The sequence below is a fragment of the Lacimicrobium sp. SS2-24 genome, from assembly GCF_002201535.1.
Classification (GTDB): domain Bacteria; phylum Pseudomonadota; class Gammaproteobacteria; order Enterobacterales; family Alteromonadaceae; genus Lacimicrobium.
Genome location: NZ_NIWW01000008.1, coordinates 23739 through 39147 on the forward strand (window position 1 = coordinate 23739; position 15409 = coordinate 39147).

Here is a 15409-nt window from a genome sequence, read left to right on the forward strand (position 1 = left end):
AATAATGAAGGACTGTGCAGTGAAACATGTTTGTATCTTTCTCGGTTTGGTATTGGCGTTAAGCGGTTGTGCAACCACAAAGGAATCCTCTCAGCAGGGTAAAGATGAGCGTTTTACATATAAGATCAAACGCTCGTACCTTGAAGGTTCAACTGACAAGACTTTACCCGAAGATATTGAGAACAGCGAAATAGAAGGTCGCCCACCTTATGAGCCTTTGCAGCCTATAGCGCAGAATGCCCAAAAGGAACGTAAAGCAAATACGCTCGCTCGTGAGTTTAGTGACTCCGAAAAGGTTACTATTGCAGCAGATAAAATGCCGCTGACCGAATTTTTGCATTATGCTTTTGGCGAAATCCTGGCAAAGAACTATGTGTTGGCACCTGATCTCAAAGGGAACAAAACCCCGGTGACCCTTAATGTCTCTAACGCCATCAGTAAAAGAGAACTGTTTCGATTAGTCGCTAATGTGTTAGATAATCAGCAGGTTTCAATAGACTATAGTGGTGATGTTTTCTTTTTTCAGGCTGCGGCGTTAGGAAAAGCAAAGGCGACTATAGGGATAGGTCGAACCATAGAAAGTGTTCCATCCGTTGCGGGACAAATCCTGCAAGTCATCCCTCTTAAATATGGCATTCGGATCAGTATGGAGCGCACCATCAGAGAGCTTATCGAGGCTGATATCCGCTCTGATTACGAGCAAAGTACCTTATTTGTAATGGGAGATCGTAACAACATTCTAAGGGCTATTGAACTCGTACAAATGTTGGATGTTCCTGCTAATCGAGGTAAACATATAGGGCTAATCTCTCTGACTTATATACCACTTGAGGAGTTTGTAACTCAGACTCAAACGTTGATGAAGAATGAAGGGCTCGATGTGGGTATTGCGGATGGGCAAAACAAGAATATAGCCTTGGTTACTCTTAACCATATTGGAGCCGCAGCTGTGTTTGCGACCTCAGAGGAATTGTTGAATCGTGTGCGATACTGGGCCTCGGTTCTTGACAAGCCAACTCGTGGAGACAATGAACAGTATTTTGTCTATCACCCGCGTTTCGCACGGGCAACAGACTTGGGTGATAGTGTGGGAAGGTTGATTTCTCTGAGTGGGGGACGCTCTCAAGAGCGTGTTCAGCGAAACAATCAATCCACCGGCGAAAATGCCGACCAGCTGGCAAACGAATCAGTTCGTTCCAATAGAGTGATTTCCGCCAGTAATATTTCTTTTGTTGTGGATGAGCGCAGTAACTCCCTGATTTTTAAAACATCAGGCTCTCAATACCAGGCATTGATGCCACTATTGGAGCGACTGGACGTGTTACCTAAGCAAGTACTGCTGGAGGTGCTCATCGCTGAGGTGACAATGAGTGATGACTTTAAGTTCGGCGTTGAATTTGCACTGAGAAATAGCAGTCGCTTTGCTTTGACTACCAAAGGGGCGTTCAGCGCAGGTGAAACCGGAGGACTGAATTTGAGTTTTCTGGATGGCGGAACTGAGGCAGTTGCGTCTTTCTTTAAAGAAAATAAGTTCATAAATGTGCTGTCTAACCCCTCCATGCTCGTGAGAGATGGTGTGTCCGCAAATATTAGCGTGGGTACAGATATTCCTGTTGTAGGGGGCACTGTGTCTCAGGATGGTGGCAATGTGACGACCAATATTGTTTACCGTAAGACCGGGGTGGATGTGGCGGTAACGCCCACTATTAATGCACAGGGGGTTGTTATCATGAATATAAAGCAGCAGATCAGTAACACCGTTGACACCACTGCTGGAAGTGGAGGCTCGCCTTCAATCTTTGAGCGCTCTTTGGACACTGAAGTGGTCGTGGAAAGTGGCCGTACCGTATTATTAGGTGGACTTATCAGCGAAGATGTCTCAAATGGTGAGATCAAAGTGCCGGGATTTGGGGATCTTCCTTTTATCGGTAACTTATTTAAAGAGCGCAATGACTCTAAGACAAAAACTGAGCTGGTGATGTTGGTTACGCCAAGAGTTATTGAGCGTAACGACGATTGGGAAAAGCTGATGATGGATTTTCAGAACGGACTTGAAAATATACGTATACCCTTAAACTGATAATTATTTGATAGGGATTTTTAGTTTAAACGTATATAATATAAGCAATAGGCAGGCGTAAGTAGGCTTTTTATTTTTCTAAGTGTTGACAGATACTTATGCTTCATTAAGAATTAGCTTTGGTAAGAGGCCCTCCATAGATGGAGAGCTTCTACTTTAAACCTAGCTAGTAAAGGAACTAGGAACGGAATATAACGATATCGTTATATTCCCAATTTCATGAAATTGGAGAATAAGAAATGAAATCTATTCTTAAGAAGACTCTTATCGCCGCTGCAGTGGCGAGTGCGGCTTCTGCGAATGCTGCGAACATTACCGGAACCACGTCTGGCGTAGATACTGATGTTGATTGGCAACTCGTTTCAGCCGAAGGTCTGGCGATCGCAGAAACTATTACCCTGGGTAGTGGAGCAGGTGAGATTGGAGTGAACTTCGAGACTGAGAAGTCTTACAACGAGAACGATGTGTTGCTGCTAACCTTTGCAGGCGCAGAGATCGACTCAGTTGACGAAGCTGCTCTGGAAGCGGTGCTGACTGACGGTATTGGTTCGTTCGATGTGCTGGAAGTGGGTACTAACAGTATCACTTTGCGTCCTGTGGATGACAACGGCGTAACTGCAACTGATTTCGGTATTCTTGAAGGGATTACCCTGAAAGCGTTCGACGGTGCAGTAACACTGGCGTCTGTTGGTCAGACTCTGCAAGGCTTTGATATCGATTCTGGTACAGCTACACCAATCGCTCAGGCAGTTTCTGAGTTTGATGTGAGTGTTGCTACAGCTCTTGATGCCACCATTGACGTTGAAGAAGAGCGTAAGCAGTTCCTGAGCGGAACTACTGATGCGTTCTCAATCACAGTAACACAGGAGGCCGACCTGCTGGGTGTAACGGGTAGTAGTGTCGCTCTGGATGTTACTGCTGCTAGCACCATGGACTTCCTGTTGGATGGTGACGGTGAGCTGAGCAGTGACTACTACACTGTAACGGGTGTAACTGAAACAGCTGACAGTGCGCTCAGTGGTACGACTTTGTCAGTTGAGTCTTCAGACTTCGCTGGTACGTTCGGTATCACGTTCGATTCTCTGGGTTCTGCTGATGAAGATGCAAACCAATTGGTTGCTCAGAGCTTCTCTGGTGATCTGACAGTAAATTATGCGCTGGGCGGTACTACCGGTTCTGTTGATGCGTCTGGTCTGAGCCTCGGTGCCTGGGATCTGAGCGGTGCAACCGTAAATATTCCTTACATGCCTTATGGCTCAGGTATCAGCCAAATCATCTACGTATCTAACGACGGATCCGTAACTGGTGACATCGAGCTGACTGCATTTGATGACGCTGGAAATGAATACGGTCCAGTAATGTTGGATACTGCTGCTGAAGCGAACAAAATCACTGCGTTGAGCAGTTCAATTCGTCTCGCTCTGGAAGCAGAAGGGTACGATGGCAGCTCTAAGAAGATGGATATTACCCTGGTAATTAATTCTCCATCTGGTCAGATTGAAGTATTCAGCGCGTACAATGTACGTGGTGATCGTCTGTACACACCTGTTCAGTAATTTTTACTGACTGAATAGAAAAGCGAGCCTCTGGCTCGCTTTTTTTTTGCACTGCAGTGAGAACATAGAAGTTCTTCATCACTATCAGGTGGTTATATCGTAAAAAGTGCTTGCCTCTGAGGCGGCTTTCGAAATAGCATTTTCCCGTTTTTCTGACATTTACTTATGGAGGTAAGCTTGAACGCTCGTGCTGTTCATTGGTTATTTGTTTTTATGGTGTCAACGCTTTTTGCGTGCGCGTATTATCCGGCTTTAAGCGTGCCTTTTTATCTTGATGACTTTGAGTCAATTGTTAATAACCCCATCATTAATACACTTGATTGGAACTTGCTTCACCGCTACTTTCCCATGCGTGAGCTTGGCTATTTTAGTTTTGCACTCAATCAAGCTATATGGGGAGAATCTATTATTGCTTTTCATGCCGTGAACCTGGTTCTCCACGCGCTTGTAGGCGTCGCCCTGGGGTTCTTGAGCCGCGACTTGATGCTGTGCGCAGGAAAGAGCAGACAAGACGCGCTGCGCGTAGGTTTAATTGCTGCAGGTATTTTTCTGCTATTGCCCCTGAATACTCAGGCTGTAACGTATGTGGTTCAGCGGCTGGCAGTGATGGCTGCATTGTTCTATTTGCTGGGTCTTTGGGCTTATTTAAGAGCCAGGCAAGCCTCAACCCTACAGGGTATAGTTGGTTATGGTTTACTTGTTATAGCGGCTTTTGTTGCGGGAATGCTGACAAAACAGAATATAATTACGTTGCCGGCTGCGGTTCTGTTGCTTGAGGTAGCGTTGCTAAACTCCCGCCTTAAGGTAGTCGTAAAACCACTTTTGGTTCTTGCACTTGTAACGTTGATTTTTTTGGTCATTGTGCCCTCTGAGGGGCGGCTGGAGACGCTGGACAGCGCTCTTAGGTTGGACTCTGAACTACCGAGAGTGGATTATTTCGGCCATCAATTGGTCGTTATGTGGCTTTATATTTATAAGTTTTTTGTACCTCACCCCTTATTGTTGGAATATTCAGTTTCCCCCTATAGCTGGGGAGACTATCAGGTGTGGTTGGCGGCATTGGGTCATATGTCTGTTTTGGCCATTGTTTGGCAAATGCTCAATCGCGCTCCTTTAGTTGCCTGTTTAATATTGCTTTATTACCTGGCACACAGCGTTGAGTCAATGTTGGTTGTCTTACCGGATTTGGCTTTTGAACATCGTAGTTACTTACCCAATGCATTTTTAGTGACGTTGCTATCTGTGGGTTTAATGAAGCTGTTCCAATTGAAGGCGAGAGTGGCAGTCATATTAATTCTGCTTATTTTTACCTCGGCGAGCTATTTTACTTATGCTCGCAACGTACTGTGGACAAAGCCAGTAGCGTTCTATCGTCATGAGTTAACCTACACAGCTGATAATTCGAGAACTTACGGAGCGCTTGGCGCATTATATGCGCGCCGGGACAATATGGCGCAAGCTCAAAAATGGCTGCGAATTGCAATAAAAGTGGGAGCTGATACTGGGCATCTGCAGGCAGCGACTATTATTTCATACATGAACGCATTGTATGAAAACGGGAATGCAGAGCGCGCTAAGCACGTGGGTGTGATGGCGCTGAAGGCGGTGACCAGAAATAAGGACAAAGCAGCGATATTGGCCAATATCGCGAGAATCTATATAAATGACGGGCGCTGCGACTTTGCGATGGGAATGTTAGAGCGTGCCCAGCGGTTAGATAAAACTAATGCGCTGACAATATCACTAAAGGAAGGGTGTTCTGATGGCCACATTAATACAGGCTCTGTCAACTCACAGTAAGGCTTGCCGTGTTTAGCGTATTGCACGTAGGGAAATATTTCCCCCCCAGACATGGGGGGATTGAAACCTTTATGGCGCAGTGGTAGGCCTGAGATTTCCAAACACTTTTTATGGTAAAAATGTAACTTAAACCATATGAGGTAAATCATGGGCTCAGGTATCCGTTAATCGAATGAATTTAAACAAGAAGTAGTAAATCAGGTTGTCCACCATGGCTACCGTAATCTGCATTTAGATCTTCTGGAAGCGAATATCCCGTGCGGTCGTAATGGATTTATACGCTCGCAATATTGTTGGCTGGTAGATGAGTGACAGAATGACAGAAGAGCTGGTGATGGATGCTATAACCGCTGCTTATTGGCGCAGAAAACCACCAGATGCGGTTTACCTGCATTCTGACTAAGGCTCTCAATATAGCAGTGGTAGCTTCAGAAAGTTACTTAATACACTGGATGTTCCGCCCAGTAGGAGTCTGCGAGGTAACTGTTGGGATAACGCATTAGCGGAGAGTTTCTTCAGCAATCTCAAGAAGGAGAAAATCAGGCGCATCAAATACAAAACCAGAGATGATGTACGATAAGCAATGTTCCATTACATTGAGATGTTTTACAATCCAAAGCGCCGGCACACAAACAACGGGCGACTGTCACCGACTGAGTATGATCGGCAGTAATTCAAGGATATGGAAAGTGTCTAGAAAACTCAGGCGTTACCAGTTTAAAAATGTTTAGTAAATACATTTCAAATAGCTCTTAAGTTTGCGGTTTATCAACGTTACAATGCGCGCCGAACCATTACATTGCTCATAATTTTGGTAGAGACATCATGGATAAAACGTTTTTAATTACCGGGGGAGCCGGCTTTATTGGTTCAGCTGTGGTCAGGGAACTGATAAATAACACAACTCACCAAGTAATTAACGTAGATAAATTGACCTATGCAGGTAACCTGGAATCATTGGCCTCCATTGAGAGTAATCCAAGGTATACCTTTGAGCAAATTGATATTTGCGATGCCATTGGCATAAAGTCGGTTTTGGATACTCATCAACCGGATGTGATCATGCATCTGGCAGCCGAGAGCCATGTGGACCGCTCTATTGATGGTCCTGCGGCGTTTATCGAAACCAACATACTAGGGACGTACATTTTATTGGAGGAGGCCAGGAAGTATTGGCTGGCGCTGAAAGAGAGCCGGACCGATAAGGCTGAAGAGTTTCGCTTTCATCATATTTCTACCGATGAAGTCTATGGCGATCTGGAAGGTACGGATGACCTGTTTACCGAACATACTGCCTATGCTCCAAGCTCACCCTATTCCGCCAGTAAAGCCAGCTCTGACCATCTGGTGCGGGCGTGGCAACGTACTTATGGTCTGCCGACACTAGTGAGTAATTGCTCCAACAACTATGGGCCCTACCACTTCCCCGAGAAGCTAATCCCACTAATGATCCTAAATGCGTTGGATGGCAAACCTTTACCTATTTATGGGGATGGGGCGCAAATTCGCGATTGGCTGTACGTGGAAGATCACGCCCGGGCTCTTATTAAAGTTGCCTCTCAGGGGCAAGTAGGGCAGACGTATAACATTGGCGGCCATAACGAAAAGCAGAATATTGAAGTGGTTCAGACGCTTTGTGAACTTCTCGAGGAGCTGCTGCCCGAAAAACCGAAAGGTTTGGCGAAGTACAGAGACCTAATCACCTATGTGGCAGACCGGCCTGGCCACGATGTGCGTTATGCCATTGATGCTGGTAAAATTGAGCGGGAGCTCGGTTGGACTCCTGAAGAAACATTTGAGACGGGCATGCGAAAGACCGTGCAATGGTACTTGGAAAACAAAGAATGGTGGAAGTGTGTACGCTCTCGTGAGTATCAGGGGCAACGATTAGGGAAATTGGATTAAATATGGAGCCGCTTAAGATACTTATTACCGGGAGTACCGGACAGGTGGGTTACGAGTTAGTACGGGACCTGGCTGTATTTGGAGAGATTTTGGCACCAACCAGAGCTCAGCTAGATCTAGCTGACGAAAAGGCGGTAGATGCATATTTAGAGGAGCACAAGCCTAGCCTTATTGTTAATCCGGCTGCCTGGACATCGGTTGATAATGCAGAGCAAGAAGTACAAGCAGCTAAAAGGTTGAATGCCGAGTTACCAAAACAATTGGCTCGTTATGCTAGTGAAAACGATGCTTGGCTGATTCATTATTCTACAGATTATGTATACCCAGGTGATGGTGATACTCCTTGGGTTGAAAACGATACTCCTGGACCACTTAGTGTTTATGGTGAAACAAAATTGAAAGGAGATGTCGCAGTGCAACAGCATTGTGATAAGCATCTTATATTCCGAACTAGTTGGGTTTACTCCTACCGGGGGAATAACTTCTTGAAAACAATGTTGAGGTTAGGTCAAGAGCGTAAAGAGCTGAAAATTGTTGATGACCAAGTAGGAGTACCAACACCAGCAATTCTTATCTCGCATGTAACGATGTTGTTCATTTACAGACTCATTAATAGTCTGAATTTTGAGCCTGGCATTTACCACCTTTCACCGCGCGGAGAAACTACTTGGTATAGTTTTGCGAAAGAGATATTTTCGGAAGCAAAATTACAGGGCTTTGAGCTGATGATTCAAGATGTCAGGGGGATATCTACCTCACAATACCCTACAGAAGCAACCAGACCATTGAATTCACGGTTATCTACTAAAAAACTGGAGAGAACCATGGGTTTTATGATTCCTGATTGGCAAACGTTTCTTCCTCTGACCATAAAAAACATAAAGCAATAGGTTCCATTTTGAAGCTTTCTCAATATATAGCTCTAATTGACACACAAGCTCGTCTCAATCTTAAAGCCAACGCAGCCCAGACTTATTTAAGTTACTTATGGTGGCTGCTGGAGCCTCTGATTTATGTAGCGATGTTTTACTTGGTTATTGAAGTTCTTTTACTTAGAGGACAACCAGGATTTTTCTTTTTCTTAATTATGGGACAAATTCCCTTCCTATGGTTTGCCAAGAGCTTAACTGGAGGAGCATGCTGCTTAGCAGGGAAAAGGGGACTGATGGCACAAACTAAAATCCCAATATCAATATTTCCGTTTACTAATATTTTTGAGTCACTATATAAACAGTTGGTGGTTTTTGTAGTATTATTTTTATTCATGTTAGTATTAGGTGGAAGCATTATAGATTGGTCTTGGCTCTGGTTAATACCTTTGATAGCGGTGAACCTGTTTTTTATAATTGCTCTTACTCTTCCTTTTACTTGGATCGTTGCAATGATCCCTGACGTTCAACACACCATACCAATAGTTACTTTGTTTTTTATGTTTTCTTCTGGAATATTTTTCGATGTAAACGACATTGAAAGTCAGTTCTATAAAGACATTTTAATTACATACCAACCCTTAGCCTTCATTATCGATGGATATCGAAAAATAGTGATTCATAATCAGGTTCCAGATATCAAACACTTAATTATTTTAGGTGGAGTATTTTTATCTATTATTGCTTTTTGGATGTGGGTTTTTCATAAAACTCAATATATTATAACATCCAAGGTTATTCACTCATGAAAACAAGTAAAAATATTCTTCTTGAGGTTAAAAATGTATCGCTAACTTATTCATCGTTAGGCTTTTTTAGTAGATTCAAACATCATGCATTAACCGATGTAAGTTTCTCGGTGTATAAAGGTGAAACCTTCGGAATAATGGGTAGAAATGGCTGCGGTAAAAGCACTTTACTTCAAATTCTAGCGGATGTCATTGCACCAACTACAGGATATATTGAAACCTCTCAAAAAATAACTAGAGCATTACTCTCAGTAGGGTTGGGTTTTAATTTGCATTTGTCAGGAAGAGATAATGCTTTGATCAGTGCGATGCTACAAGGAGCAACCAAAAAGCAAGCTAAACAGGTACTAGAGTCCATTAAGGAGTTTTCTGAATTAGGGGATTTTTTTGAACAACCGGTTAAGACATATTCTTCTGGTATGAGATCTAGGCTTGGCTTTGCGACTGCACTTAAGACTGAAGTTGATTTGTTATTGCTAGATGAGACCTTAAGTGTGGGGGATGCCAGCTTTAATAAAAAAGCGGAGCAAGCAATGATTGATAAGTTTGATAGTGAGCAAACAGTGATTTTCGTCAGTCATAATGGAGAACAGGTGAAACGTCTTTGCGATAGAGCTATATGGATTGAAAAAGGCAAAGTAATTCGAGAAGGTGATGTCGAAGACGTTGCTGATGTCTACCAAGTTTTCATGAAGAAGTTGAAGGACAAAAAAGCAGAGGAGAGGCGTTTTGGCTAAGAGAAAAGGTATTATTCTTGCCGGCGGCTCAGGTAAACGCCTCTACCCTCTGACAAAAGGTATTAGCAAACAGTTAATGCCTATTTATGATAAACCTATGATTTATTATCCCTTAACGACTCTTATGTTAGCGGGCATTCGCGATATTCTTATCATCACCACCCCTCATGATCAGGAAGGCTTTGTTCGCTTGTTAGGGGATGGTAGTGATTGGGGCATCAATATTCAGTATGTGGTGCAACCGAGTCCTGATGGTCTGGCACAAGCTTTTATCCTAGGTGAAAAGTTTTTAAATGGTGCGCCAGCCACACTCGTTCTGGGGGACAATATATTTTACGGCCATGGTTTTTTAAAACTGTTACATAGAGCCAACGAGCGCGATGGTGCGACAGTATTCGGTTACCACGTAGATAATCCCAAAGCTTATGGCGTGGCAGAGTTTGATCAAAACGGTAAAGTCATCAGCTTGGAAGAAAAGCCTCAGGACCCCAAGTCGAACTATGCCGTAACAGGACTTTATTTCTATGATAACGATGTGTGTGACTTGGCTAAAGAAGTAAAACCTTCCGCTCGAGGCGAGTTGGAGATCACTGACCTAAACATGCTGTATCTTAAGCACAACAAGCTCAATGTTGAAATTATGGGCCGTGGCTATACCTGGCTGGATACAGGGACTCATGGAAATTTACTGAGTGCAGCCCAATATGTACAAACCATTGAGGAGCGGCAGGGACTCAAAATGAGTTGCCCTGAAGAGGTTGCATACAGGATGGGCTTTATTGGTGATGAAAAGTTTGAAGCGTTAGCTGATTCATTAGAAAAGAGTGGTTATGGCGGTTACTTAAAGAAAGTGCTAAATGATCCTTCTCGCCCATCTGGAGAGCTTCTCAAGAGGTTTAGAAAGTAATATGAAGGTTATCGATACAGAAATCCCTGATGTGAAAATACTCGAGCCAAAAGTGTTCGGTGATGAACGTGGTTTTTTTATGGAGACTTTTCGTGACAACTGGTTTCGTGAACATGTTGCTGATGTAATGTTTGTGCAAGAAAACCACTCATGTTCCAATTACAACACCCTACGAGGATTACACTATCAGAAAAGAAATACTCAAGGTAAATTGGTCAGAGTAGTTAAAGGAGAGGTCTATGATGTTGCGGTTGATGTCAGGCATGGCTCTCCGACCTTTGGCAAATGGGTAGGTGAACTTCTTAGTGACAAGAACATGCGTCAACTTTGGGTGCCTGAGGGCTTTGCTCATGGTTTTTATGTAACATCAGAAAAAGCAGAGTTTACGTATAAATGTACAAATTACTACGACCCAAGTTCGGAAATATCAATTCATTACAACGACGAGGAAATAAAAATTATATGGCCTCTAAAAACTTCAGCTCAGCCTATCCTATCAATGAAAGATAAAAATGCTATACGTCTGTCTGAATTTTGAAATATATCTGTTGTGATAAGCTACATCCTATGTTCGTTTAAAGAATTTATAGTAAAGAGATATCCTTTCTTAAATCAAAATAACAAAGATATGAAGTTTGGCTTCTTTCGATATTTATAATAAATTATCCGGTGATTTTATATGAAGAACATTATACTGATTGTTGGTTGTCACCGTAGCGGAACATCATTCTTATCCAGATCGTTATCTGTAGTCGGTGGTGAGCTGCCAAAATCAACACAGGAAGGAGCTGAAGATAATCCAGATGGGCATTTTGAATCATTGAAAATTGTGAAATTGCATGACGAAATACTTAATAAGTTAGGTCTATCTTGGTCTTCTATACAAAATGTTCCTAATTCATGGTTTAATTCAGATGAATGTCTACTTTACTCTTCTCTGCTAGCTGAAATAATTCAAAGCGATTATCAAAAAAAATCTTTAATAATTGTCAAAGATCCGAGGGCATCTAGATTTATACCTCTTTGGAAGATTTTATCAGAAAGAGAAGGGTATAAGTTGAATATAGTATGGGCGTTGAGGAATCCCCTTGATGTGGCACGGTCATTGGAAAGAAGAAATGGATTGCCTGAGGCTTATGGAATATGGCTCTGGACTAGTTATACGTGTGCTATCATAAAGTCTGATTGTTTGGATAATGCTATGCTTTTTAATTATCCAAGTTGGACTGATGATGTTTTTTCAAAGCTAGAAGAAATGGAAAATATTTTTGAACTTGTATTTCCAAATAAAACGACTGAAAATGTTGATGAAATAAAACAAAATTTCAAAGATGAATATGTTCACAGCAGAGAAACTGGAAAAGATAACGAGCTATATCCATTGGCGTATAGACTTTATGATCTATTAGTGACTGAAGGCTCAAAATCTGAAATTGAACATTGTAAGGATAGCTTTGAAGCTTCCATGGTTCATTATAATCGAGCTTTGATGACATCAGGAATTAGACTCGAACGCTTTACAGGTTACTTTGAAGAAAATAATGCGAAAAAATTTAGTGGGCTAAAAGAAGCTATACAAGAAATTGTTGAGTTAGAAGTAAGTAACAGGCAATTAAGCCGAGATATTAAAAACGAAGTTTTGTTAAGAAATAAGATTGAAATGGAAGGCAGAAAAGAGCTAAAGGATATGAAAAAGCAGATGTCGAACCTAGAGGCCATCTTAAGTAAACGAGAGACTAGATTGCAAGAAAGCGAAGATCTTTTAGAAGATCTAAATTATAAGGTCGCCTCTTTAGAGAGAGAACTAGAGGGCTATAAGGAGAAAGAAGCATCTTTGTTTTTGCACCTAAAGAAAGGAGATTCAGCTTTGTTTATATCAGTATACAGGAGATTATACTCTCTAGGTGGATTAATTCTGAGAAGACTTTTACCTGATGCGTGGGTTGACTCCATAGGAAGAAAGCTTCCATGGCCTCAGCACCCTTTAGAGCGCGTCATATCAAATAACAATTCCTCCCAGTTCCAAAATATCTCATTAGATGGCTTTAAATTAGATTCCTCGAAAAAAGTAATATTTATTTTTGCCATTATTGGGTGGGACTTTAGAACTCAACGTCCTCAGCATTTGGCTAGAGAACTATCTGAGGATGGTTGGAGTGTTTTTTACGTAGAGATGGAGCAAGAGGAAAGCTTTGAATTAATAGAAATTAAAGATAATTTGTACAGAGTTAGGCTTGGAAGGGCGGCGATTGGTCATATCCAGCCATATACAGGTACTGCATCTAATAAAGTAAAACGTCGATGGTTAGGTGAGTTTCTATCTTTCGCAAGTCGACTAGGTGCAGGGCAAAAAGAAGTGGTTGTCCAACATCCGTATTGGTGGCAGTTTGCTGAGCTTCTTTCCCCTGAGTTTAGAATCACTTTCGACTGTATGGATGATATAGCTGGTTTCGATAATACAACTTCTCAATTAATTGAGTGGGAAAATCAACTGTTATTAAAATGTGAAAACTTGGTTGTAAGCTCACAATACCTTTTTGATAAATATAAGGGGCGGAAAACTCCAGTTTTAATTAGAAATGCAGGTCAAATCGAACATTTTGAAAGAGATGGTGTAGGGTATGTAGAGCCCACTCTCTTGAAAGAGAAGAAAAGTAAAGTTTCTGCAAAATTTCATGTTGGATATGTTGGAGCTATTTCAAATTGGTTTGATTGGAAGTTGATTCAAGAGGTGGCAAAAGAAAGATCAGATGTTTTTTTCCATATTGCTGGAGCTGTAACTAACGAAGATGTTTTTAAGTTAAACAACCTAGATAATGTTCATCTGTATGGTGAAATTCCTTACGCTACTGTCCCTGACTTTGTTGCGTCGATGGACGTTGTATGTATTCCTTTTAAGATTATACCGATAATTGAGGCATGCGATCCGGTTAAGTTCTATGAATACTGCGGAGTTGGAAAACCCTGTGTGTCAACGCCCCTGCCTGAGTTAGCACGGGTTAAGGATATAGTCTATTTTGCTTCAAACCCCCAAGAGTTTTCAAAGCAACTGGATACGGCCATACAAGATGGCAAAAACTTTAATAAAGTAGAAAAGCTAAGAGAATTTGCACAGTCGAATACATGGAATTCTAGGGCCCACAGCTTCGCTAATGTGGTTGGCGGGGGGTATCCAAAAGTTTCAGTAGTGGTTCTATCATATGGCGACTCAGAAATAACACTAGCAACGTTAGACTCTTTGATAGGTAAGAAAACATATCCAAACATGGAACTCATAGTTGTAGACAATGGTTCTGGCGAGAGTGTACAAGATGCTATTGATGAATACTTGAAACGTTATGAAGATTCATTTGATTGCCTATTTATTAAAAACACCGAAAACCTCGGTTTTGCTGAAGGCAACAATGTTGGTATCCGCTCAGCTTCAGGTGAATACGTATTGCTTTTAAATAACGATACGTATGTTGCCCCCGGAGCCATTTTTGCAATGGTAATGCACCTGCAGAATGATGTTCAAATTGGTGCAGTAGGCCCGCTTACTAATAATATAGGAAACGAAGCTAAGGTGTTTGTCGAGTATGCATCAATGGACGAAATGTATGACGTTTCTAGAAAGGTAGTGTCAGGATACAGGGGAATAAACACTGAAATAGATACATTGGCATACTTCGCAGTTATGTTCAGAAGGAGAGACCTTTCTGATTTTGGTTATTTAGATACATCATATGGAAGAGGGATGTTTGAAGATGATGACCACTGTATGGTAATTAAGAGTAAAGGATATAGGCTAGCGCTAGCGGAAGATGCATTTGTTCATCATCACTTGTCGGCAACATTTAGTAAATTAGGAGCAGAAAGAGAAGCTCTATTAGAGCGTAATAGAAAGATATATGAAGAAAAATGGGGTAAATGGACACCTCATAAATATAGAAGCAATAGACCGAATTCAAGATTAGGTGACAGCTAATGAGGACTGTAATTTGTCATTATCACATATATAAAAATAGTGGTACTACGTTTGATTCTATTCTAAAGGATAATTTTGGTGATGGTCATATATCTTTTGATGGGCCATTTCCTTACTTTTCTATCAATCAAGAAGAACTTACAAAAATTATTGAAAGGCATCCTTCTGCAAGTGCATTTTCATCTCATCAAACCTATTTACCCTCTCCAAAAGGACTAGATTTCCGCGTTGTTTCAGTTGTTTTTGTTAGGCATCCACTACTGAGAATAAAGTCTATTTATAATTTCAAAAAAAAGCACTTTGACGGGACTAAAGCCAGCTCACTCGCGCGCGAGTTCAATTTTAGAAATTGGATTGAGAATCTCATAGAAGATAGGGTGGAAATTAATCACATAAACAATGCGCAGGCAAGAATACTCAGTAGGGATTCTAGATCTTCAGTTCCAAGACAAACAAAGAAAGGAAAGTGTAAGAGTTTTAATTTAAATCAAGCTCTTAGTAATTTGAATGATGTGGAGCTTTTGGCAAGAACTGAATACTTTTCTTCTGATGTTTCAAAATTTTCTCCAATATTAAAGTCTTTTGGTATAGATTTTAAAGTTTCTGATTTTTCACCGAAAAATGTAACAGAACATAATCTTCTTCCTGTAAGTCAAAGATTAGAGTTGTTAGAAGAACAACTCACCGAAAAATTATATAAACAGCTGATTGAGCTGAATTGGCAGGATTTAGAAATTTATGATTATGTTTCAAAAAGATTATCCCAAGAAAGGTGAGAC

11 protein-coding genes are annotated in these 15409 nt (G+C 41.5%); all 11 read left to right on the forward strand.

Annotation, left to right across the window (positions count from 1 at the left end):
• The first annotated feature begins 4 nt into the window (after positions 1-4).
• The 11 genes from CCY32_RS13380 (at position 5) to CCY32_RS13430 (ending at position 15406) form a co-directional block, all read left to right on the forward strand.
• Complete coding sequence (locus CCY32_RS13380; protein WP_088331537.1) at positions 5-2080, forward strand: secretin N-terminal domain-containing protein; 2076 nt, start codon at positions 5-7, stop codon at positions 2078-2080.
• A 239-nt stretch (positions 2081-2319) separates the two neighbouring features.
• Positions 2320-3636, forward strand: a complete 1317-nt coding sequence (locus CCY32_RS13385) for a hypothetical protein (protein WP_088331539.1) — start codon at positions 2320-2322, stop codon at positions 3634-3636.
• 177 nt (positions 3637-3813) lie between these two features.
• Positions 3814-5436: a hypothetical protein gene (locus CCY32_RS13390; protein WP_141096232.1), complete on the forward strand. Its 1623-nt coding sequence runs from the start codon at positions 3814-3816 to the stop codon at positions 5434-5436.
• An 825-nt stretch (positions 5437-6261) separates the two neighbouring features.
• On the forward strand, positions 6262-7341 hold the full coding sequence (rfbB, locus tag CCY32_RS13395) for a dTDP-glucose 4,6-dehydratase (RefSeq protein ID WP_088331543.1): 1080 nt from the start codon (positions 6262-6264) through the stop codon (positions 7339-7341).
• Positions 7342-7343: 2 nt separating this feature from the next.
• Positions 7344-8231, forward strand: coding sequence for a dTDP-4-dehydrorhamnose reductase (rfbD, locus tag CCY32_RS13400; RefSeq protein ID WP_088331545.1), 888 nt, complete (start codon positions 7344-7346; stop codon positions 8229-8231).
• On the forward strand, positions 8186-9019 hold the full coding sequence (locus CCY32_RS13405) for an ABC transporter permease (protein WP_141096233.1): 834 nt from the start codon (positions 8186-8188) through the stop codon (positions 9017-9019). Before rfbD ends, CCY32_RS13405 begins: the two co-directional genes overlap by 46 nt.
• Positions 9016-9756, forward strand: a complete 741-nt coding sequence (locus CCY32_RS13410) for an ATP-binding cassette domain-containing protein (protein WP_088331549.1) — start codon at positions 9016-9018, stop codon at positions 9754-9756. Before CCY32_RS13405 ends, CCY32_RS13410 begins: the two co-directional genes overlap by 4 nt.
• Entirely contained in the window at positions 9749-10663 is a 915-nt protein-coding gene (rfbA, locus tag CCY32_RS13415; RefSeq protein ID WP_088331551.1) for a glucose-1-phosphate thymidylyltransferase RfbA, read from the forward strand. The genes CCY32_RS13410 and rfbA overlap by 8 nt, the downstream gene beginning before the upstream one ends.
• Position 10664: 1 nt before the next feature.
• The gene (gene rfbC, locus CCY32_RS13420) at positions 10665-11201 is read left to right on the forward strand and encodes a dTDP-4-dehydrorhamnose 3,5-epimerase (protein ID WP_088331552.1); all 537 of its coding nucleotides are present in this window, start codon (positions 10665-10667) and stop codon (positions 11199-11201) included.
• Between the two features lie 141 nt (positions 11202-11342).
• Positions 11343-14630 (forward strand): glycosyltransferase, encoded by a 3288-nt coding sequence (locus CCY32_RS13425; RefSeq protein ID WP_088331553.1) that lies wholly within the window; start codon positions 11343-11345, stop codon positions 14628-14630.
• A complete protein-coding gene (locus CCY32_RS13430; RefSeq protein WP_088331554.1) occupies positions 14630-15406 on the forward strand; it encodes a sulfotransferase family 2 domain-containing protein in 777 nt (258 codons plus the stop codon). The genes CCY32_RS13425 and CCY32_RS13430 overlap by 1 nt, the downstream gene beginning before the upstream one ends.
• Positions 15407-15409 lie beyond the last annotated feature (3 nt).

What these genes read in the sequence shown, in the direction of transcription:
- CCY32_RS13380 (WP_088331537.1), top strand. Translation starts at nt 5, where the DNA reads ATGAAGGACTGTGCAGTGAAACATGTTTGTATCTTTCTCGGTTTGGTA.
- CCY32_RS13385 (WP_088331539.1), top strand. Translation starts at nt 2,320, where the DNA reads ATGAAATCTATTCTTAAGAAGACTCTTATCGCCGCTGCAGTGGCGAGT.
- rfbB (WP_088331543.1), top strand. Translation starts at nt 6,262, where the DNA reads ATGGATAAAACGTTTTTAATTACCGGGGGAGCCGGCTTTATTGGTTCA.
- rfbD (WP_088331545.1), top strand. Translation starts at nt 7,344, where the DNA reads ATGGAGCCGCTTAAGATACTTATTACCGGGAGTACCGGACAGGTGGGT.
- CCY32_RS13410 (WP_088331549.1), top strand. Translation starts at nt 9,016, where the DNA reads ATGAAAACAAGTAAAAATATTCTTCTTGAGGTTAAAAATGTATCGCTA.
- rfbC (WP_088331552.1), top strand. Translation starts at nt 10,665, where the DNA reads ATGAAGGTTATCGATACAGAAATCCCTGATGTGAAAATACTCGAGCCA.
- CCY32_RS13425 (WP_088331553.1), top strand. Translation starts at nt 11,343, where the DNA reads ATGAAGAACATTATACTGATTGTTGGTTGTCACCGTAGCGGAACATCA.
- CCY32_RS13430 (WP_088331554.1), top strand. Translation starts at nt 14,630, where the DNA reads ATGAGGACTGTAATTTGTCATTATCACATATATAAAAATAGTGGTACT.